Raw genomic sequence first — 18,968 nt, forward strand, 5'->3', positions numbered from 1 at the left:
CCATGACGAGCAGCGACATTCCAGAACTGCCCACGCAGGCGAACCGCCATTTCATGGGGGCGGTGGTGAATATGGCAGACAGGCAGGAGGTCGTGCTCTCTGAGGACGTGTACTCTGAAAAAGGGGTGAAGCTGCTGGCCAAGGGCGCAAAAGTCTCTTCGACCACCTATGAAAAGGTGGTCAGTCATCGCCTCTCCAAACCCATCGAATCGAGTCTGGTGAGTGCTGAGCAACCCTCGGGCAATCTGCTGGTTCGCATTGGCGAGGAAGCGCTGGAGACTTACCCGTTGCTGGCCAACCTCTGCAATTGGTCGCAAGGCCGGGTCACGGCGCTGGGCATGCTCGCCAAGGCCAGGCTCAATCCGGCTGCCGGGACTCTGCTGAATGTCACTTTCGAGCGCAGCGAACATGCACCGCGACATGCCGTGATGACGTCCATGATCGCCATGAGTCTGGCCAATGCCCATGCCTACAACGACCACGCGTTGATGGCGGCTGTGTGCCTTGGCGGCTTGTTCCATGATGCGGGTGAGCTGTATGTTGATCCTGCCGTGATGCAGGCTGGGCGTCAGCTGACGGCTAACGAGTGGATGAGCTATGCCTACCATCCCGTCATCGGAGCGGCGTTGGCGCGGGAGATCTGCGGATTTGATGGACCAACACAGCGAAGCATTCTTGAGCACCACGAAGCAGATGATGGTTTCGGCTACCCGCGTGGTGTGCGCGGCAGGGGGATTTCGACCGGGGGAAAGCTGATGTCCCTGGCCGAGATTCTGGCTGCGCTGATAGTCAAGCCATCTGCCGAAGACCGCATTGCGATAGCGTTGAAGGTCATGCCGACTGAACATGAATCGGCGCTCACCAGCATCATCCATGAGCTGCTGCGCGAGAGCCGCCAGATGTCCCGCACCGAAGTGGCGGATGACGATCTGCAAGAGGTGGATGCGAAGGCGCAGGAAGTATTCATGCGCATTGCAGAAATTCTGGGTGTCTATGACTCGGTGATGCAGACTCCCGGCCTGTCGCAAGGCTGCAAGGACGTCATGACTTCAGCGTTTGACCGGTTCATTCTGGTGCAACGTGCCTATGCCAGCACGGGCATCGCCGCGCTGGCTGAGCTGGGGGCCAGCCTGAGTCAGGAAGAGCTACGTGAATCGCGCTTCGAGGCGCAATGCGTTTTGCATGAAATTGCCTGGCGAATGCTGAAGATCTCGCGCGAACTGGTGCTCAAGGCGGCCAAATTCCCGCCGGGCGAGGCGCAAGCGATGAACACGTTGGCCCATGCCCTTGCGGGTACCCAAGGCGCAGCCGTCGCCGGGATGCCAAGGGCCGGGGTAACCGCCGAAGCCCTTTGACTCCACGGTATAGATTTTCCGGAGCCCGAGGCTGCCTCTCGGACTCAAGTCCCCCATTGCGTCTGCCGTTAGCTGCATACGGACGACCATTCCTGCAAGGGGGGAAAAATGCTGGGAGCCATTGACAGCGGGGCCGCGCAACCGATTCAGGCTGCAGGCCACTCGGGGGAATACCTGACCTTCACGCTGGGGCAGGAAGAATACGCCATCGACATTCTCAAGGTTCAGGAGATCCGTGGGTATGACTCGGTAACCCGCATCGCCGGTGCGCCAGCATTCATCAAGGGTGTCATCAACTTGCGCGGCACCATCGTTCCCATCATTGACCTGCGCATCAAGATCGGCGTGGGCGATGCGGACTACAACGCCTTTACCGTGGTGATCATCATGCACGTTGGGGGTCGGGTTGTTGGCGCGGTGGTTGACGGCGTTTCGGATGTCATGGCCCTCGCCAGTGACGGCATCAAGCCGGCCCCGGAGTTCTCTTCCTCTGTGGGTGCCGAATACATTGCCGGTCTTGCCTCGGTGGGTGAGCGCATGCTGATCGTGCTGGATATCGAAAGAATGATGATGTCCTCAGACATGTGCCTTATTGACAGCGTCATTCACTGAGCGGAGCTGAAATGGACGTCCTGATCGCACCGCTAACGCGGTTCATGAACAAGCTGGGCATTGAACGAAAGCTTCTGGCCACCGTAGTGGTGATGTTTGCAGCAGCAGCAGCGGTTTCTGTACTTCTCGTCAAACGCATAAACAACGACGTTGCCTTTACCGCCCGCGAAGAGCTGATGACGCCTGTCTACAGACCCGCGCGTCTGCTGGTCCAGGCCATGCAGGAGCACAGGGGCGTGATGCAAGCCGTGATAAGCGGTAACACCAACATGACCTCGCGCCTGCCGGATATTGAATCGCGTGCTCGCGCTGCCAGTGCTGAGGTGAGCAAGGCGGTGTTGAGTCTGGAGGGCGGCACTGCGCTGACTGACTGGCAACGTATAGCGAAGACTGCGGAAGCAGTGTTGTCGCAACGCGGTGCGACAGCGGCTGACAGCTTCGCTGCCCACACTGATCTGGTGGGGGCAGCGATCAACTTCATCGTCAAGGTGGCAGATGAAACAAACGCGACCCTCGATCCCGAGATCGTCAGCTACGCGTTGATGGATACGTTCGTGACCTCCTTGCCAGCGAATGCAGAACGTATGGGACGGGTACGTGCAAAGGCAACCTTGCTGGCGACGACAAAGCAGGCGCGCGAGGCAGATCTTTCGGCCTTGCGCGTCAATCATGAAGTTGCGCTGATTACTCAGGCCCAGGCCAAGTCGATGCTTGCCAAGGCAATCGCGGCAGCGCCTTCATTGAATGCCAGGTTCGAAACGGTCATCCAGACCTATTTGTCCGCAACCAAAGACTTTGACGAGGCACTGAAGACCCAGGTCCTGGGCGAGCGAATCACGGCAGAACCTGCGGAGATTTTTGGCAAGGCGACCAAGGCAATCGATGCTGCGTATGCGTTGGCGGATCTTGCGGCGAATGAGTTCGATTCGCAGATCGAGACTCGTCTGCGGTATCTGAAGGCGGAGCGAAACCTGGTGTTCGCCGTCTTGGGGGTTTCGACGCTGTTGGCGCTTTTGTGTTTCATCGCGGTACGCAGGGGCGTACGGCGTTCCGTCGATGTACTGACGCGAGCCTGTTCGCGTCTTGCTTCTGGCGAAATGGACGTTGACTTGAGGATGGAGTCTCGTGACGAGTTCTCTGCCATTGCCAGAGACGTAAGCGAGGTCGTGAAAGCTTTGCGGACCATCGTCTTGCAGCAGAAGCGCATCTGCGATGAGCACGAATCGGGAAACATCAGTTATCGCATCGACCCGGCGGGCATGCTCGGGGCTTACGCCGAGATGGCTCGTGGAACAAACGCTCTGGCGCAAGGCCATATCGACACCAAGATGAAGTTTGTCGAAGTGCTCAAGCAATATGCCGACGGCAACTTCGCTGCCGATATGCCCGAGTTGCCGGGTCAGAAGATGGTTATTACCAATGCAGCGCGAGATATCAAGCGCAAGCTGCTTGGGGTGAGTAACGAGATCGGTCGCCTGGCTGACGCTGCGGCGCGTGGTGACTTTTCGCAGCGCGGTGACGAGACAGCCTTTGCGAACGGATATCGCGACATGGTGGTGAGTCTGAACCGCCTGACACAAGTGGCTTCGAATGGATTGACCGACGTGATGCGCGTCGTGAAGGCCATGGCGGCGGGCGACCTGACCCAGCACATCCATGCTGACTACGAGGGGATGTTTGCCGAGCTCAAGCAGGATGTGAATGCCACAGTCGAGCGTTTGCGTGAGGTCGTGCAACAGATCGAGACGGCGACACATGCGGTCAACACGGCTGCGCAGGAGATTGCCAGTGGCAACGCTGACTTGTCGTCGCGAACCGAGGAACAGGCAAGCAGCCTGGAGGAAACCGCTGCGAGCATGGAAGAGTTGAACTCCACGGTAAAGCAGAACGCCGAGAGTGCCATGCGTGCCGAAGAACTGACGACAGCTTCGAACGATGTGGCTGTCAAGGGGGGGGAGATGGTGCAGCGTGTGGTGGAAACCATGAGCGCAATCCAGGCCTCCAGCCAGAAAATGGCGGACATCATCGGCGTCATCGACTCGATTGCCTTCCAGACCAACATCCTTGCCCTCAATGCAGCTGTCGAGGCGGCGCGGGCGGGTGATCAGGGGCGGGGCTTTGCGGTGGTGGCGAGTGAAGTTCGCAATCTTGCACAGCGCAGTTCCCAGGCCGCACGGGAGATCAAGACCCTGATCGACAATAGCGTGGAGACTGTCACTACCGGTAGCCAACTGGTTGCCGAGGCGGGCGACACGATGAGCAGCCTCGTGAGCAGTGTGCAGGATGTGTCCGGTCTGGTCAGCGAGATCGCAGCCGCCAGTCGCGAGCAGGCAGAGGGCATCGCACAGGTCAGCAATGCCGTTACGCAGATGGATGAAGTGACGCAACAGAACGCTGCATTGGTCGAGCAAGCGGCGGCGGCGGCGGAGAGTCTTGAAGATCAGGCTCGCCAGCTGAATGTAGCAGTGGCGCAGTTCAAGCTTGGTAACACCACAATCAGGACAGGCGTGGTGCGCGAATCGGTGAAGCCTGCGGCCGCTGCAGTACCCAAAGCTGTCCGTGCGGACAAGCCGGCGGTTGTGGCGCCTGATGCCGCTCGACCTGCCAAGCTCGACAGGGCATCGAAGCCAAGGGCTGCTGCGCTATCCCGCCCGGTCGGGAATGGCAAGGCAAAGGCGTCCGCTGCAGCTTCCGGACACGATGAGTGGACAGAGTTTTGACGATTTTTCAGTAGTCTCCGAACTGGTTGATGGCTTCACCTGAAGCGGGAGGATCCCATGCGTATCAACATGCCTGTGACGAATCACGAGTTGCCCCTCGGGCAGGACACGATGATCGTGTCCAAGACCGATACGAAGGGTCGCATCACCTACGTAAACCGCGACTTCATCGACATCAGTGGCTTCACCGAGACTGAACTGATCGGGGCGCCACACAACATTGTGCGCCACCCGGACATGCCGCCCGAGGCCTTTGCTGACCTCTGGCGCTCCTTGAGTGAGGGTCTGCCCTGGATCGGCATGGTCAAGAATCGCTGCAAGAACGGCGACCATTACTGGGTGGAGGCGCATGCTGCGCCGATGTTCGAGAACGGCGTCGTAACCGGCTACATCTCGGTCCGTCGCACGCCGACGCGAGCGCAGGTCGAGTCGGCCGAGCAGGCCTATCGTGAATTCCGCGAGGGGCGTGCGAAGGGCCTGTGTGTGCGTCGAGGGCGGGTGATTTCGAAGAACAAGGCGAGGATCGAAGATCTTGCTGATCGCTTCAGCATGCAGGTACGCGCACTGATGGTGTACGGAGTGATGGCCGCGATGATGCTTGTTGCGGTGTGGCTGGGGCTGGATAAGGCCGAGGGTGGCGAGCGCACTGCGCTGATCGGTCTGGGGGGCGCCGGCCTGGCCCTCGGCGGCTTGATGAGTTGGTGGTTCTCACGCTATGTGGTGGTTCCGTTACAGCAGGTGACGACGGTAGCGCGCGCTGTGGTGATGGGCAACTACACCAGTCGCATGGAAATTACGCGCAACGATGAAGTCGGGCGAGTCTTCCATGCCCTCGAAGCGATGCAGAGCCGGTTGGGCTTCGATCTGGCCGAATCGCGCCGCGCAGCCGAGGAAACGCAGCGCATCAAGATCGGTCTGGACAACGTGGCGACCAACGTGATGATTGCCGACCGTGACTACAACATCATCTACATGAACCGCGCCATCGTGCAGATGCTGTCTGCTGCCGAAGCGGACATCAGGCGCGATTTGCCCGCCTTCAATGTGGCAACGCTGATGGGGAGCAACATCGACGTCTTCCACAAGAATCCGGCGCACCAGCGTGGCATGCTGGCCGGTTTGAAGAGTACGCACAATGCCACCGTCAAGCTGGGTGGTCGCACTTTCTCGTTGGGTGTGACGCCGGTATTCACCGACAAGGGGGATCGCATCGGCACCGCTGTGGAGTGGGTCGATCGCACGGATGAAGTGGCGGCCGAGGAAGAGGTTGCGGGTCTCATTGAGGCCGCTGGCAATGGTGACTTCACCCGTCAGTTGTCGGTGGTCGGCAAGAGCGGCTTCTTCAAGACTTTGGCTGAAGGCCTGAATCGTTTGACCGGAGCGGTGTCCGCGGGGCTCGCAGATGTCGCAAGCGTACTCAAGGCAATAGCCCAGGGCGACCTGACGCGGCAGATCACGGCGGATTACCGGGGCACGCTCGGCCAGATCAAGGCGGATACGAATGCGACAGTCGAGCAGTTGCGTGAGGTTGTAGGCGGCATCCAGCATGCTGTTGAGGCCGTGAGCACGGCATCGGGCGAAATTGCCAGTGGCAACGCGGATCTGTCTTCGCGTACAGAAGAGCAAGCCAGCAGCCTGGAAGAGACGGCGTCGTCGATGGAAGAGCTGAACGCGACGGTCAAACAGAATGCAGGCAATGCGGTCGAAGCGCAGCGCCTTGCGGAGGCATCGAACGAGGTTGCACGTCAGGGCGGCGAAATGGTGCGCGAAGTCGTGACGACCATGGCCGAGATCCAGCAGTCGAGCAAAAAGATTGCGGACATCATCAGTGTGATCGACTCGATTGCTTTCCAGACCAACATTCTTGCGCTCAACGCTGCGGTGGAGGCCGCACGCGCAGGCGAGCAGGGACGCGGCTTTGCTGTGGTGGCCAGCGAGGTGCGCAATCTCGCTCAGCGCAGTGCGCAAGCTGCACGCGAGATCAAGGGCTTGATCGCTGATTCGGTAGCCCGGGTGGATGGAGGCGTTCAGCTCGTTGAGCAGGCTGGCGGCACCATCGGCAGCCTGGTCGAGCGTTTCCAGTCTCTGTCGGCACTCGTCACTGAAATCGCCCAAAGCAGCAAGGAGCAGGCTTCGGGCATCGAGCAGGTAACGCAGGCGGTTGCGCAGATGGAGTCGGTGACGCAACAGAACGCGGCGCTGGTTGAAGAGGCTGCAGCGGCGGCAGAAAGCCTGTCTGACCAGGCGCGTACGCTGCGCGACGCGAGCTCGATCTTCACGCTTTGAGCGAGCGCGCCAAACCACATTATTGATTCAACATCTGGAGGGATCTGCACGTGGTTCAACCACTCAAGCCATCATTGGCCAGCGCACCGGAGAGCCATACCCGCAGTGCAGGCCTTACGGGAATGTCCGGTCTGGATGCTGCCCGCAAGTTGCGCGAAAGCCTGGAGACGCGTCCTGCAACGTCTGACATCGGTACGCGAGAGTTCACCTACACGGCTGCCGACTTCGAACGCGTACGCAAGCTGATCTATCAACGCGCGGGCATCTCTCTGTCTCCAGTGAAGCAGGACATGGTCTACAGCCGTCTTGCCCGTCGCCTGCGTGCCAAGGGTCTCAAACGCTTCGTCGATTACCTTGACCAGTTGGAGAGCGGGCACGACGCAGCCGAGTGGGAAGCATTCGTCAATGCGCTGACGACCAACCTGACGTCCTTTTTCCGCGAGGCTCATCACTTCGAAATTCTCGGCGAACATCTGCGCAAGATTTCCGATCGCCGGCCGATCCGCATCTGGTGCAGCGCGGCTTCGACGGGCGAAGAGCCCTACACGCTGGCCATTACGGCCTGCGAGGCGTTCGGCAGCATGACGCCGCCAGTGCAGATCATCGCTTCCGATCTGGATACTAACGTGCTTGCGCATGGCGAGCGTGGCGTCTACACAGAGGACCGTGTGGAACGCATGGAGAAAGCGCGCCTGCAGAAATTTTTCCTGCGTGGCACGGGTGCGCAGGATGGGCATGTGCGCGTGCGGCCTGAGCTGCAGAAGCTCATCACTTTCATGCGCGTCAACCTGCTCGACAACCGTTGGCCCTTGCAGGGACAGTTCGACGTGATCTTCTGTCGCAATGTGATGATTTACTTCGATAAGCCAACCCAACACGCCATTCTCGAGAAGTTCTTGCCGTTGCTGCGTGATGATGGCCTGCTGTTCGCCGGGCACTCCGAGAACTTCATGCACGCGGCAAAGCTGTTCCGCTCATTGGGAAGAACCGTGTATGCGAAAGCAGGTACTGGCGCTCGCCCCTGAGGGGGGCGCTGCTAACTTCGCTACGAATCTCTACTTCGACCGGGTCTTTGGCTGCGAGACGGCCAAGATCCTGCCCGGTGAGTATTACGTGACCACCGAGAATCTCGGCATCGTGACGGTGCTGGGGTCCTGCGTTTCGGCTTGCCTGCGTGACACACGCCTCAACATTGGCGGCATGAACCACTTCATGTTGCCTGAAGGTGGCAGTTGCGGCCTCGATTCCGGTTCGGCTCGTTATGGCACCTTCGCGATGGAGGTGTTGATCAACCACCTGCTGAAGCTAGGCGCTCGTCGCGAAAACCTCGAGGCCAAGGTATTTGGTGGCGCACGCGTCATGGATGCGCTGTCCAGCTCACAGGTTGGTGACAAGAATGCGCATTTTGTACGCGGGTTTCTCGCGTTGGAGAGGATCCGTGTTGTTGCCGACGACATGCTGGATATCTACGCACGCAAGGTCTACTTCTTCCCCCGGACGGGCCGCGTGATGGTCAAGAAACTTGTCCAGTTACGCAATGAAACCCTGTTGCAACGCGAGCGCGAGTACGCGGCAAGTTTGCGGCAACCGATTGGTGGCGACGTGGAGCTCTTCTGAGGCGCGGCGCAGGAGGTGATGAAATGAAGATCAAGGTGCTTGTCGTGGATGATTCGGGCCTCATGCGGGCAGTGCTCACCGAAATCATCAATAGCGCGCCTGATATGCAGGTCGTGGGGGCGTCGGCCAGCGCATCGCAGGCGCGCGAGGACATCAAGGCGCTCAATCCGGACGTGATGACCCTCGACGTCGAAATGCCGGGCATGGACGGTCTGGATTTTCTTGACAAGGTGATGCGCTTGCGACCGATGCCGGTGGTGATGATTTCCAGCCTGACAGCGCGAGGTTCCGAAGTCACCCTCAAGGCTCTGGAGCTGGGTGCCGTGGACTTCATTTCGAAGCCAAAAGGCATGACGGCTACCGGCATCCAGGCTGCCGCCGACGAAATCTGCGAGAAGATCCGCGCGGCCTGGCAGGCGCGCCGGAGCATCGCCACAACCTACGGATCTGCCAACGTGAGTGCCAGACAACAGAGCGCAGCGACCAGTCAGCCAGCGTCACCCGCAACAGCTTTGAGTGGGCGGGCTTTGTCCGATCGCTTCATCATGATTGGCGCCTCGACCGGTGGCACCGAGGCAATCAAGGAGGTGCTCTCACCCTTGCCGGCGGAGATGCCCCCGATCCTGATCGTGCAGCACATGCCCGAGATGTTTACCGCCTCATTTGCCAAACGTCTCGATTCGGTCTCGCGGCTGGCGGTCAAAGAGGCCGAGGATGGAGAGCGCATTCGTTCCGGTGTCGCTTATCTGGCACCCGGACATTCGCATCTGTATCTGCGCAAGGCGGCGGGTGGCGGTTTTGTCTGCGGCTTGTCGGACGCCAACCCGGTCAACAGGCACCGCCCTTCGGTTGACGTACTGTTCAATTCCGCCGCTGAACTGTTGGGAAGCAGGGCTTTGGGGGTGTTATTGACGGGCATGGGGAAGGATGGCGCACAGGGTATGCTTGCCATGAAGCAAGCTGGCGCCTGGACGGTTGCCCAGGATGAGAAAAGCTCGGTAGTGTGGGGAATGCCGCGCGAGGCCGCGATGATTGGGGGCGCCAGCGAAGTGGCGTCCTTGAAGGATATTCCCGGCCTTCTGACCGAAAAGTTGCGTAACATTCGCTGACTTTGCGGCCAGCTCAGGTTGGCCTCAAGGCTGTTTGAGAAATGACGTTAACCGGGTTTACAGAAGCAAACGGAGGTTGTGCATGGATACGAGTGTGACAGTGAGCGACAGCGCGGCGACCCTGCGTCTCGTGGGGCGCTTCGATTTCAAGGCGCATCGTGAATTCCGCGAGGCTGTCGAGAAGCTCCTGCAACAGTCGGGAGCTCGCGCGGTCAAGGTTGACATGGCCGAGGTGTCCTATCTCGACAGTTCTGCGCTGGGCATGCTCCTGATGTTGCGTGATAAGGCCAAGGCGGCAAGCCGCGATGTGTCGCTCGTCGGCGTGAGCGGTAGTGTTCGCCAGGTGCTGGATATCGCCAACTTCTCCAAGCTCTTCTCGATCAACTGATCCAGGCGATCGGCGCGCGTCGCCGGTCGGTTGCCACGGGGTTGCCGCAAGCTGCAGGGCTTGCGGCAACCCTTTGTATTTTCAGGCGCTGACGGCGGGCTCAAGTCTCCTGCCCATGAATCCGATAACACTCGAATGAGCACCATTCCCGTTGCAGGCTTCGGGGGATTGGACAAGGGGGAGACATGGGCGGGACCGGGTTGTCGTTACTGCTTGGCTGTGTGGCCGCACTATGGTGCGCAGCCAGTTTGACCCTGATCGGCATGGGTTGGCCCGGTTTGTTCGCTGCCGGATCTGGCGTTGCAGCAGCCGTTTATTTCGCGTTGCGCTGGGCAGGCCAGCGTGCCGCGGCCGGGCCAACGAACGCGTTGGGGCTGCTGCAGGCGGTACATCGCGACGGCGATCTGTCGCGCCGTGCACCTGAAGGTCAGGACGCAGCCGGACGTTTGGGCGCAGCGCTCAATACCTTGCTGGGATCGATGCAGAGTGCCTTTGGCAAGTCAGTGGCCGACGCCAACCAGCTCGATGAGCGCGCCAAGGCTGTGCTTGAGGGAGCCGATGCGATCATGGCGAGCTCGACAAAACAGCGTGATCAGGCGGTGCAGACAGCGGAGTCCATCCATCGCATGGGCGCTGAAGTGCAGCATATGCAGGAGCAGGTACGGACGGCTGCGGGCATTGCGCGTAACGCGGCGGCACTTTCCAGCGAGGGGCGCGAGGCTGTGCGGCAGAGCGTCAGCCAGATGGAGGGGCTGGCGCGTCAGGCCGAGGCCTCGGCCGCCATGATGACCGGGCTGGATGCTCACGTGAAACGGGTCATCGCGTCGGTCGACGAGATACATGCCATCGCCGACCAGACCAACATGCTTGCGTTGAACGCCGCCATCGAGGCTGCGCGGGCGGGCGAGCAGGGGCGCGGATTTGCTGTGGTGGCTGACGAGGTGCGCGGTCTGGCCGAACGGACGACACGGGTGACCAGCGATATTGGTGGCGTAATACAGATCATCCGGCAGGAGAGCCGTACCGTTATGGAGGCCATCTCCGGCAGCATGGAGGAGGCGGCCCAAGGGGCGCGTCTGGTGCATGAAATTGCTGGACGATTAGAGCGCATCGAGGCGGGCGCTCGCGAGACACAGGATTGTGTGGGCAGTGTGGTGACGGCTCTGGACGAACGTGGCAGGGAGGCCGAGCAACTGAATACCCTGATCGACGAGACGATTGCCGGCGCAGCCACCAATCAGGATCTTGCCGGGCAGGCACAGCAGCGCGCCAGCCAGTTGCGGCTGCAGGCAGCCAACATGCTGGAGGTTGCCAATGTCTTCAAACTGGGCGCACAGGGCGAAGATGCCACGCGCATCCACGCGGCAATGCCGGAGATCGTCGTCGCGGCCGCCCGCGCGGTGTCGGCAGCTCTCGATCAGGCGGTAGTGAGCGGTCGCATCCGGCTCGAAGATCTGTTCGACGAGAACTACATCCCGATCCCCGGCACGCAGCCGCAGAAGTACAAAACCCGGTTTGACAGTCTGACTGACGAAATCCTGCCGGCAATCCAGGAGCCTGTGCTGGAGCGCCATGCCCAGTGTGTCTATGCAGGCGCAGTGGATAGGCGAGGCTACTTTCCCACGCATAACCGCCGCTATACCAAGCCCCTGACGGGCGACCCGGCGGTAGATATTGTGCATAACAGAACCAAGCGCATTTTCGGGGATCCGGTCGGGCGCCGTTGCGGAGCGCACGAGCAGCCTTACCTCGTGCAGACCTACCGCCGTGATACCGGTGAGGTCCTGCACGACATCTCGGCGCCGGTCTATGTTCAGGGACGCCACTGGGGCGGTTTCCGCATCGGTTTCCGCGCCTGACACACCTTTTTACCTTGGCTTGCAGCCGGCTCGCTCGGCGCGGCACATGTCTTCGCGAACCCTCATCCTGACTGGCTTTGCGACGATCTTTCCCGCTTCTGGCGAGGGACGGAAACGGTTGTGTAGCAAGGCCCGAGAGCACGCGAGATCCGGGGTTCAAGTTTGTGATTCGGGAGCCGTAAAGCCTCTTGGGTTGGCGCGATTCACAGAGTGGCGCTGACACCGGGAACGACACACACCGGAGATGACCATGTCAGAGCTGTTGAAGAACATTGATGCGAGAACCCGCCTGGCCGGGACGAACAAGCTGGAGATCTTGTTGTTCACCCTGGGTCTGGACTCCCGAACCGGGCGTCGAGAGAGCTTCGGCATCAATGTCTTCAAGGTGCGCGAAGTCATGAAAACGCCGCCGATCACAGCCGCCCCGGACATGCCCTCGGGCGTCGAAGGCATGGTCTCGCTGCGTGGCCAACTGGTGCCGGTTGTCGATCTCTCGAAGTACTGTGGCGTCACGCAGGAAGCCAGGCGAGAGATCATGATCGTCACCGAATACAACGGTCACACCCAGGGCTTCCTCGTCGAGGGTGTGGATACCATTCTGCGCCTGGACTGGTCGCAGATGCGCGTGCCACCAGACATGCTGACCAACCGTATGGGTGGTCTGGTCACGGCGGTTACGGAGATTGAGCCTGACAAACTGATCATGATGCTGGACGTCGAGAAGGTGCTCTCCGAGACCTCCGGTTACGACGAAGAGTCGGTCTATCGCGACATCACGCCGCTCAACCGTGATTTCACTGTTTTCTACGCGGATGACTCATCTGTCGCTCGTCGGCAGATCGAGCGCACCCTGGCGTCTCTGGGTGTTCGGGGGGTGGCAGCGGTCAACGGACGCGCGGCCTGGGATGAACTGGAGCGCATGGCCAACCATGCCGAAACGACCGGCCGCAAAGTCTGGGAGTTGGTGCACCTCGTCCTTACCGACGTCGAGATGCCTGAGATGGATGGCTACATCCTGACCAAGAAGATCAAGTCCGACACGCGCTTCGACGGTGTGCCCGTGCTGATGCATTCGTCGCTGTCATCAATGTCGAACCAGACCCTCGGGAAATCCGTGGGTGTGGATGCCTATGTCCCCAAGTTCGAGCCGCACCGTCTGGCTGACGCCATTCGTTCGATGCTGGCCCCGGACAGTGTCCATCTTGCAGCCTGAGTTGAGAGGAACGCATGGAACGCGCTGATAACAATCTGCTCGAAGCGGTCGATGCCCGCACCAAACTGGTGGGCTCCAACCGCATGGAGATCCTGCTCTTCTCGCTCGGATCGAGCGAAATTTTCGGGATCAACGTCTTCAAGGTTCGCGAGGTGTCGAAAGCCCCCTTCGTGACCCGTTCGCCCAACATGCCCCACGGCGTCGAAGGCCTCATTTCGCTGCGCGGCAATGTTATCCCCGTGCTGTCGCTGGCGAAGGTGATCGGCATCGCCAAGCCGGGTGAGCCGCTGGGTGGTTCGATGATGGTGACCGAGTACAGCAAGCGCACGCTGGGCTTCCTGGTGCACGAGGTGGATCGCATCATCCGCGTTGACTGGGACAAGGTGCGCCAGCCAGACAACGTTCAGGCCGGTGCCAATTCATTCATCACCGCAATCACCGATCTGCCCGATGGCAAGCTGGTTTCCATCCTCGATGTCGAGACCATCCTTGCGCAGACCTTCGGTGAGGCTCCGATTGGCGCAATCCAGCCGATCGACAAGACGCGCGATATCAACGTGTTCTTCGTCGACGACTCGGCTGTCGCGCGCAAGAAGATTGCCGAAGTGCTCGACAAGCTGGGCGTATATCACAAGCATGCAATGAACGGGCTGGAGGCCTGGACGCGTCTCGAAGGCATGGCCAATCACGCGCACCAGCAGAAGCGCCATCTCGCTGACGAACTGACGATGATCCTCGTCGATGCCGAGATGCCTGAAATGGATGGCTACGTGTTGACGCGCAATATCAAGAACGACCCGCGTTTTGACGGTATTCCTGTTGTGATGCACTCATCGCTGTCTTCAGAGGCCAACCGCTCGATGGGCAAGTCAGTGGGTGTGGATGCCTACGTAGCCAAATTTGATGCAGATATCTTGTCCGATACGCTGCGCCCCTACCTCCTTCGTAACCGCGACTAACCGGAGAACAGTCATGTCGGATCCCAAAATGAAGTTTCTTGTCGTCGATGACTTTTCCACGATGCGCCGGATTGTGCGCAACCTGCTCAAAGAGCTCGGCTATACCAATGTCGACGAGGCGGAAGACGGTGTCGTGGCCATGCAGAAGCTGGCCGCAGGCGGCTTCGAATTCGTCGTGACCGACTGGAACATGCCCAACATGACGGGCATTGAGCTGCTCAAGAACATCCGCGCCAACTCGCAGCTGCAACATCTGCCCGTGTTGATGATCACGGCCGAGGCGAAGAAGGAAAACATCATTGAAGCTGCGCAGGCAGGTGCTTCAGGCTACATCGTCAAGCCTTTCACCGCGGCGACGCTGTCAGAGAAGCTCGGCAAGATTTTCGAGAAGCTCGACAAGAAGGCTGCGGCCTGATCCTGGCTTGCCCACGAACCTGAAAAGCATACGAGGAGCGTAGCCATGGCCAAGCGGCTAACGACAGATGAAGCGGGCGACAACGCCGATCTGCAAGCGTTGTTCGACTCAATTACGGAAACTTCCACAAAGCCCCAGCTGGAAGTTGTAGCGTCGGCAGACGGTGCCGGCGATAACGACGAACTGCAGGATCTTTTCGATTCAGTAGCCAGTTCGCAAGGCAAGCCGGTTGCCGCTGCAGCCCCCGCTGCACCGACAGCAAAGCTGGATGAATCAGGGGATTCGAGCGAGCTGGAAGAATTGTTCGATCAGGTGTCGAGCAAGGCAGGTGCCAGCACTGACGCTGATCACACAGTTCTTGATGACGAGGTCAGGCAGGACAAGGCATTCAACCGTATTGGCCAGATGACGCGTCTGTTGCATGACACGATTCGCGAACTGGGCTACGACCGGATGCTTTCGGAGACGGCGCAGAAGCTGCCTGATGCTCGCCAGCGCCTGTCCTACATTTCCCAGATGACTGAACAGGCAGCCAGCCGGGTGCTGAATGCCACTGACGTGGCCAAGCCTGTGCAGGACAAGGTCGAGGCGCATGCTACTGCGCTCAACAAACGTTGGGAAATGCTGTATGCCAAACAGCTGTCGGTGGACGAATTCAAGCAACTGGCTGCCGAGACCCGTGAGTTCATTGGTCAGACTGCGCAGGACAGCAAGCTCGTCAACGCACAGCTGATGGAAATCATCATGGCGCAGGACTTCCAGGATCTGACGGGTCAGGTGATCAAGAAGATCGTAGACATGGCCGCCACGCTGGAAGCTGAACTGCTCAAGGCCTTGATCGAGTTCGTGCCGGAGAACAAGCGCACGCCGGAACACGAGGGCTTGCTCAATGGTCCGGTGATCAATGCCGAGGGACGCACTGACGTGGTGACCGGGCAGGAGCAGGTCGATGACCTGCTCGAAAGCCTTGGTTTCTGATGCAGACCAGTCGAACGAAGAACGGGAGCACAAGATGAGTGATTTTTCCGGGATGGAAGACCTGCTGCAGGACTTTCTGGTTGAGGCAGGTGACTTGCTGTCCGGTGTCGACAACAAACTGGTCGATCTGGAGCGCACGCCACATGACCGGGCGTTGCTCAACGAGATTTTCCGCGGTTTCCACACAATCAAGGGCGGGGCAGGCTTCCTCAACGCGACCGAGATGGTCACGCTGTGTCACCTGACCGAGAACCTGTTCGACCTGCTGCGCAACGGGCAGCTGACAGTTACGCCGGAAGTGCTGGACGTGATCCTGCTGGCTACTTCGTCGGTTCGCACGATGTTTGGTGAGCTGGAGCGGGGCATGCAGCCTAAACCCGCAGCCCCCGAGCTGATCAGCTCCCTGCGACTCGCCATCGCTGGTGAGCTCAAAGGCGGCAATGCCAGCGCGCCGGCTGCACCGGCGGCTCCTGTGGCTGCTCCGGTTGTGCCGGTCGCAGCGGTGATGCCAGCCGCTGCGTCGACGGATCTGGACTGGAATGGCCTCTACGCGGCAGTGACGGGTACCCCTGCTCCTGTCGCCGAACCGGTGGTCGTTGCAGCGCCAGTCGTCGCTGCCGACAGCGGACTCACGGACTCCGCAGCAGAGCAGATCATCAAGAATGCCGTAGGCCGTCGTGAAACCGACAAGCCCGGCTATCAAGGCCCCCCTGGCGGTCGCCGTGACAGCGAAAAAGTGCGCGATAACTCGATCCGCGTCGATACCGCACGGCTTGACCAGGTACTCAACCTGTCCGGTGAAATCGGCCTGACCAAGAACCGCCTCAACGCGCTGCGTAGCGACATCCTCAACGGCAAGTCAGATACCGACACGCTGCATGCGCTGGACGTGGCTGTGAGCCAGCTCGATTTGCTGGTGTCCGATCTGCAAAACGCTGTCATGAAAACGCGCATGCAGCCGATTGGACGCCTGTTCCAGAAATATCCGCGCATTGCTCGCGACCTTGCACGTTCGCTGGGCAAGGATGTCGAGATGGTGCTGACAGGTGAAGAAACCGAGATCGACAAGACCATGATCGAGGATTTGTCCGATCCCATCATCCACCTCATCCGCAACGCAGTCGACCATGGCGTCGAAGCGATGCAGGACCGCGCGGCCGCGGGCAAACCCGAAAAGTCCATCGTGCGTCTCGAAGCGCGTCAGGAAGGCGATCACATCCTGATTCTCGTGGCAGACGACGGACGCGGCATGAACGCCGAGAGGCTGCGGGCCAAAGCTGTCGAGAAGGGCCTCATCACCGATGAGGAAGCCAATACCATGGATGAGCGTCAGAGTTTCAACCTCATCTTCCTGCCCGGCTTCTCGACTGCGGCCCAGATTTCCGACGTGTCGGGTCGCGGTGTGGGCATGGATGTGGTGCGTACCAACATCCAGAAGCTCAATGGCACCATCGACATCCGCTCCGAACAGGGCAAGGGTACGACCTTCATCATCTCTCTACCGCTTACGCTGGCTATCCTGCCGGTGTTGCTGGTTTGCCTCAATGAGCAACCTTTCGCCGTTCCGCTGTCTATGGTGCGCGAGATCCTGCCGATCCATTCGGCCGAAGTGCAGGAGCTGGGCGGGCGGGCCACGATGGTCGTGCGTGGCGAGGTGTTGCCGATAGTCACGCTCGCTGGATTGCTGGGCTGGCCACAGGATCGTGTGCCTGAGTACGGCGTGCTCATGCAGACGGCCGAGCAAAGCTTCATCCTCGCCATCGACAGTTTTGCCGGTCGCGAAGATGCGGTCATCAAGTCGCTGGACGACTTCCGTCCCAAGGGCGTGGCAGGTGTCTCGACGCTGTCCAACGGCCAGATCGTATTGATCCTCGACATGAAGGAGCTGCTGGGGGGGATGGGCGACCAGCGTAATGTCACGCGGGCCCAACTGCTCCTCGAACACAAATCCTTCGCTCTGGCAGCCTGAAGCCGCTGAACCCTTTTTCACCTGTCAAAACAGAACGGCCGCGCAAGCGGCCGTTTTCGTTGCTGCGTGCGGGATGTCGCGCTGAACGCTGCCATGTGGCATGTCGCTTTCTTGAACCGTTACCAGTCGCCAAGTAGCATCAAGGTAAACCAGACCTGAATAACGACGAGTTTCGATGCGATTGGAGCCCTGACATGCCCGAAGCGGAATTTGATTTTGACTACTGGAGCCAGCTGGCCCGCCGTGACCCGGCAACATTCTTTGCCGAGCGCGAGAAGTTGATCCAGGACTTCATCGACTCTGCGCCACCTGAGCATCGTGAAACCCTGCTCGCGACCCAGCGCCTGATCGATGGCACCCGCGCCCAAGCGGGTTCGCCCTTGAAAGCTGTGCGCCAGATGATGGGCATGATGGCCGACCACCTCGAAGCCATGCGCGGCCAACTGGAGCAACTGCGACAGGAGACTGACCGCCTGGGTGAAACCGTAGGGCGCATTCAGCAGGGCTGAAGCGGCAGCGTGAGAGGGCAGGGGTTATCATTGCGCCGCCAGCGCTGAAGAATGATGATCCCCATGGCCTACACCTACCCAACACTTGAAGATTATGTCGGGCGCACCCCACTCGTGCGCCTGAAACGCCTGCCCGGCGCCGAGGCCGAACGTCGTAACAACGTCGTCCTGGCCAAGCTGGAAGGCAACAATCCTGCTGGTTCCGTGAAGGACCGGCCCGCCCTGTCGATGATCGTGCGTGCCGAAGCGCGCGGCGACACCAAGCCCGGCGACACCCTGATCGAGGCCACCAGCGGCAATACCGGCATTGCGCTGGCGATGGCTGCAGCCATCCGTGGCTACAAGATGATTCTCGTGATGCCGGAGAACCAGAGCATCGAACGCCGTCAGAGCATGCGTGCCTATGGCGCCGAACTCGTGTTGACGCCGCGCGAAGGTGGCATGGAGCTGGCCCGTGATGTGGCGGAGCGCATGCGCAATGAGGGCAAGGGCATCATCCTTGACCAGTTCGGCAACCAGGACAATCCGCTGGCGCACTACGAGGGTACGGGACCGGAGATCTGGGAGCAGACCGGTGGGCGTATTACCCATTTTGTCAGCAGCATGGGTACGACGGGCACCATCATGGGCACTTCGCGCTTCCTCAAGGAGGTGAGTCCCGCGGTGCGCATCATCGGTTGCCAGCCCGCCGATGGCGCGCAAATTCCGGGTATCCGCAAATGGCCGGTCGAATACCTTCCGCGCATCTTCGATGCCAGCCGCGTCGATGAAGTGTTCACGGTAGAGCAAGCCGATGCGGAAGACCTGACGCGTCGGCTGGCGAGCGAGGAGGGCATCTTCGCCGGCATTTCTTCTGGTGGTGCGATGAGTGTCGCGTTGCAACTGGCGCAGAGGCTGGAAAACGCCGTGATCGTGTCCATCGTTTGCGATCGTGGTGATCGCTACTTGTCGACGGGCGTGTTCCCCGCCTGATACGGAG

General features: G+C 60.0%; 16 protein-coding genes. All 16 read left to right on the forward strand.

The window, feature by feature from the left end:
- Positions 1 to 2: 2 nt before the first annotated feature.
- The 16 genes from ABEA02_RS01195 to cysM all read left to right on the forward strand — a co-directional run bounded on the left by ABEA02_RS01195 (position 3) and on the right by cysM (position 18,961).
- Positions 3 to 1,355, forward strand: a complete 1,353-nt coding sequence (locus ABEA02_RS01195) for an HD-GYP domain-containing protein (RefSeq protein WP_345530994.1) — start codon at positions 3 to 5, stop codon at positions 1,353 to 1,355.
- Between the two features lie 108 nt (positions 1,356 to 1,463).
- Entirely contained in the window at positions 1,464 to 1,967 is a 504-nt protein-coding gene (locus ABEA02_RS01200; RefSeq protein ID WP_345530995.1) for a chemotaxis protein CheW, read from the forward strand.
- Positions 1,968 to 1,978: 11 nt separating this feature from the next.
- Positions 1,979 to 4,687: a methyl-accepting chemotaxis protein gene (locus ABEA02_RS01205; protein WP_345530996.1), complete on the forward strand. Its 2,709-nt coding sequence runs from the start codon at positions 1,979 to 1,981 to the stop codon at positions 4,685 to 4,687.
- A 57-nt stretch (positions 4,688 to 4,744) separates the two neighbouring features.
- Positions 4,745 to 6,973 carry a methyl-accepting chemotaxis protein gene (locus ABEA02_RS01210; protein WP_345530997.1) on the forward strand — a complete coding sequence of 743 codons (2,229 nt, stop codon included), beginning with the start codon at positions 4,745 to 4,747 and terminating at the stop codon, positions 6,971 to 6,973.
- Positions 6,974 to 7,095: 122 nt separating this feature from the next.
- Positions 7,096 to 7,998: a CheR family methyltransferase gene (locus tag ABEA02_RS01215; protein ID WP_345530998.1), complete on the forward strand. Its 903-nt coding sequence runs from the start codon at positions 7,096 to 7,098 to the stop codon at positions 7,996 to 7,998.
- Positions 7,967 to 8,590, forward strand: coding sequence for a chemoreceptor glutamine deamidase CheD (gene cheD, locus ABEA02_RS01220; protein WP_345530999.1), 624 nt, complete (start codon positions 7,967 to 7,969; stop codon positions 8,588 to 8,590). Before ABEA02_RS01215 ends, cheD begins: the two co-directional genes overlap by 32 nt.
- Before the next feature lie 23 nt (positions 8,591 to 8,613).
- On the forward strand, positions 8,614 to 9,699 hold the full coding sequence (locus ABEA02_RS01225) for a protein-glutamate methylesterase/protein-glutamine glutaminase (protein WP_345531000.1): 1,086 nt from the start codon (positions 8,614 to 8,616) through the stop codon (positions 9,697 to 9,699).
- A gap of 82 nt (positions 9,700 to 9,781) precedes the next feature.
- On the forward strand, positions 9,782 to 10,087 hold the full coding sequence (locus ABEA02_RS01230; RefSeq protein ID WP_345531001.1) for an STAS domain-containing protein: 306 nt from the start codon (positions 9,782 to 9,784) through the stop codon (positions 10,085 to 10,087).
- Between the two features lie 200 nt (positions 10,088 to 10,287).
- Positions 10,288 to 11,946, forward strand: coding sequence for a methyl-accepting chemotaxis protein (locus ABEA02_RS01235; protein WP_345531002.1), 1,659 nt, complete (start codon positions 10,288 to 10,290; stop codon positions 11,944 to 11,946).
- A gap of 250 nt (positions 11,947 to 12,196) precedes the next feature.
- A complete protein-coding gene (locus tag ABEA02_RS01240) occupies positions 12,197 to 13,159 on the forward strand; it encodes a chemotaxis protein (protein WP_345531003.1) in 963 nt (320 codons plus the stop codon).
- Positions 13,160 to 13,173: 14 nt separating this feature from the next.
- Positions 13,174 to 14,118 carry a chemotaxis protein gene (locus ABEA02_RS01245; protein ID WP_345531004.1) on the forward strand — a complete coding sequence of 315 codons (945 nt, stop codon included), beginning with the start codon at positions 13,174 to 13,176 and terminating at the stop codon, positions 14,116 to 14,118.
- A gap of 13 nt (positions 14,119 to 14,131) precedes the next feature.
- Positions 14,132 to 14,533: a chemotaxis response regulator CheY gene (gene cheY / locus ABEA02_RS01250; protein WP_345531005.1), complete on the forward strand. Its 402-nt coding sequence runs from the start codon at positions 14,132 to 14,134 to the stop codon at positions 14,531 to 14,533.
- Between the two features lie 45 nt (positions 14,534 to 14,578).
- Positions 14,579 to 15,511: a protein phosphatase CheZ gene (gene cheZ / locus ABEA02_RS01255; protein ID WP_345531006.1), complete on the forward strand. Its 933-nt coding sequence runs from the start codon at positions 14,579 to 14,581 to the stop codon at positions 15,509 to 15,511.
- Between the two features lie 34 nt (positions 15,512 to 15,545).
- Complete coding sequence (locus ABEA02_RS01260; RefSeq protein WP_345531007.1) at positions 15,546 to 17,480, forward strand: chemotaxis protein CheA; 1,935 nt, start codon at positions 15,546 to 15,548, stop codon at positions 17,478 to 17,480.
- A 194-nt stretch (positions 17,481 to 17,674) separates the two neighbouring features.
- Positions 17,675 to 17,989: a DUF3135 domain-containing protein gene (locus ABEA02_RS01265; protein WP_345531008.1), complete on the forward strand. Its 315-nt coding sequence runs from the start codon at positions 17,675 to 17,677 to the stop codon at positions 17,987 to 17,989.
- A gap of 63 nt (positions 17,990 to 18,052) precedes the next feature.
- Positions 18,053 to 18,961, forward strand: coding sequence for a cysteine synthase CysM (gene cysM, locus ABEA02_RS01270; RefSeq protein ID WP_345531009.1), 909 nt, complete (start codon positions 18,053 to 18,055; stop codon positions 18,959 to 18,961).
- Positions 18,962 to 18,968: the final 7 nt, after the last annotated feature.

Source organism: Viridibacterium curvum (assembly GCF_039544165.1).
Taxonomy (GTDB): domain Bacteria; phylum Pseudomonadota; class Gammaproteobacteria; order Burkholderiales; family Rhodocyclaceae; genus Viridibacterium; species Viridibacterium curvum.

What these genes read in the sequence shown, in the direction of transcription:
- ABEA02_RS01195 (WP_345530994.1), top strand. Translation starts at nt 3, where the DNA reads ATGACGAGCAGCGACATTCCAGAACTGCCCACGCAGGCGAACCGCCAT.
- ABEA02_RS01200 (WP_345530995.1), top strand. Translation starts at nt 1,464, where the DNA reads ATGCTGGGAGCCATTGACAGCGGGGCCGCGCAACCGATTCAGGCTGCA.
- ABEA02_RS01205 (WP_345530996.1), top strand. Translation starts at nt 1,979, where the DNA reads ATGGACGTCCTGATCGCACCGCTAACGCGGTTCATGAACAAGCTGGGC.
- ABEA02_RS01210 (WP_345530997.1), top strand. Translation starts at nt 4,745, where the DNA reads ATGCGTATCAACATGCCTGTGACGAATCACGAGTTGCCCCTCGGGCAG.
- ABEA02_RS01215 (WP_345530998.1), top strand. Translation starts at nt 7,096, where the DNA reads ATGTCCGGTCTGGATGCTGCCCGCAAGTTGCGCGAAAGCCTGGAGACG.
- cheD (WP_345530999.1), top strand. Translation starts at nt 7,967, where the DNA reads ATGCGAAAGCAGGTACTGGCGCTCGCCCCTGAGGGGGGCGCTGCTAAC.
- ABEA02_RS01225 (WP_345531000.1), top strand. Translation starts at nt 8,614, where the DNA reads ATGAAGATCAAGGTGCTTGTCGTGGATGATTCGGGCCTCATGCGGGCA.
- ABEA02_RS01230 (WP_345531001.1), top strand. Translation starts at nt 9,782, where the DNA reads ATGGATACGAGTGTGACAGTGAGCGACAGCGCGGCGACCCTGCGTCTC.
- ABEA02_RS01240 (WP_345531003.1), top strand. Translation starts at nt 12,197, where the DNA reads ATGTCAGAGCTGTTGAAGAACATTGATGCGAGAACCCGCCTGGCCGGG.
- ABEA02_RS01245 (WP_345531004.1), top strand. Translation starts at nt 13,174, where the DNA reads ATGGAACGCGCTGATAACAATCTGCTCGAAGCGGTCGATGCCCGCACC.
- cheY (WP_345531005.1), top strand. Translation starts at nt 14,132, where the DNA reads ATGTCGGATCCCAAAATGAAGTTTCTTGTCGTCGATGACTTTTCCACG.
- cheZ (WP_345531006.1), top strand. Translation starts at nt 14,579, where the DNA reads ATGGCCAAGCGGCTAACGACAGATGAAGCGGGCGACAACGCCGATCTG.
- ABEA02_RS01260 (WP_345531007.1), top strand. Translation starts at nt 15,546, where the DNA reads ATGAGTGATTTTTCCGGGATGGAAGACCTGCTGCAGGACTTTCTGGTT.
- ABEA02_RS01265 (WP_345531008.1), top strand. Translation starts at nt 17,675, where the DNA reads ATGCCCGAAGCGGAATTTGATTTTGACTACTGGAGCCAGCTGGCCCGC.
- cysM (WP_345531009.1), top strand. Translation starts at nt 18,053, where the DNA reads ATGGCCTACACCTACCCAACACTTGAAGATTATGTCGGGCGCACCCCA.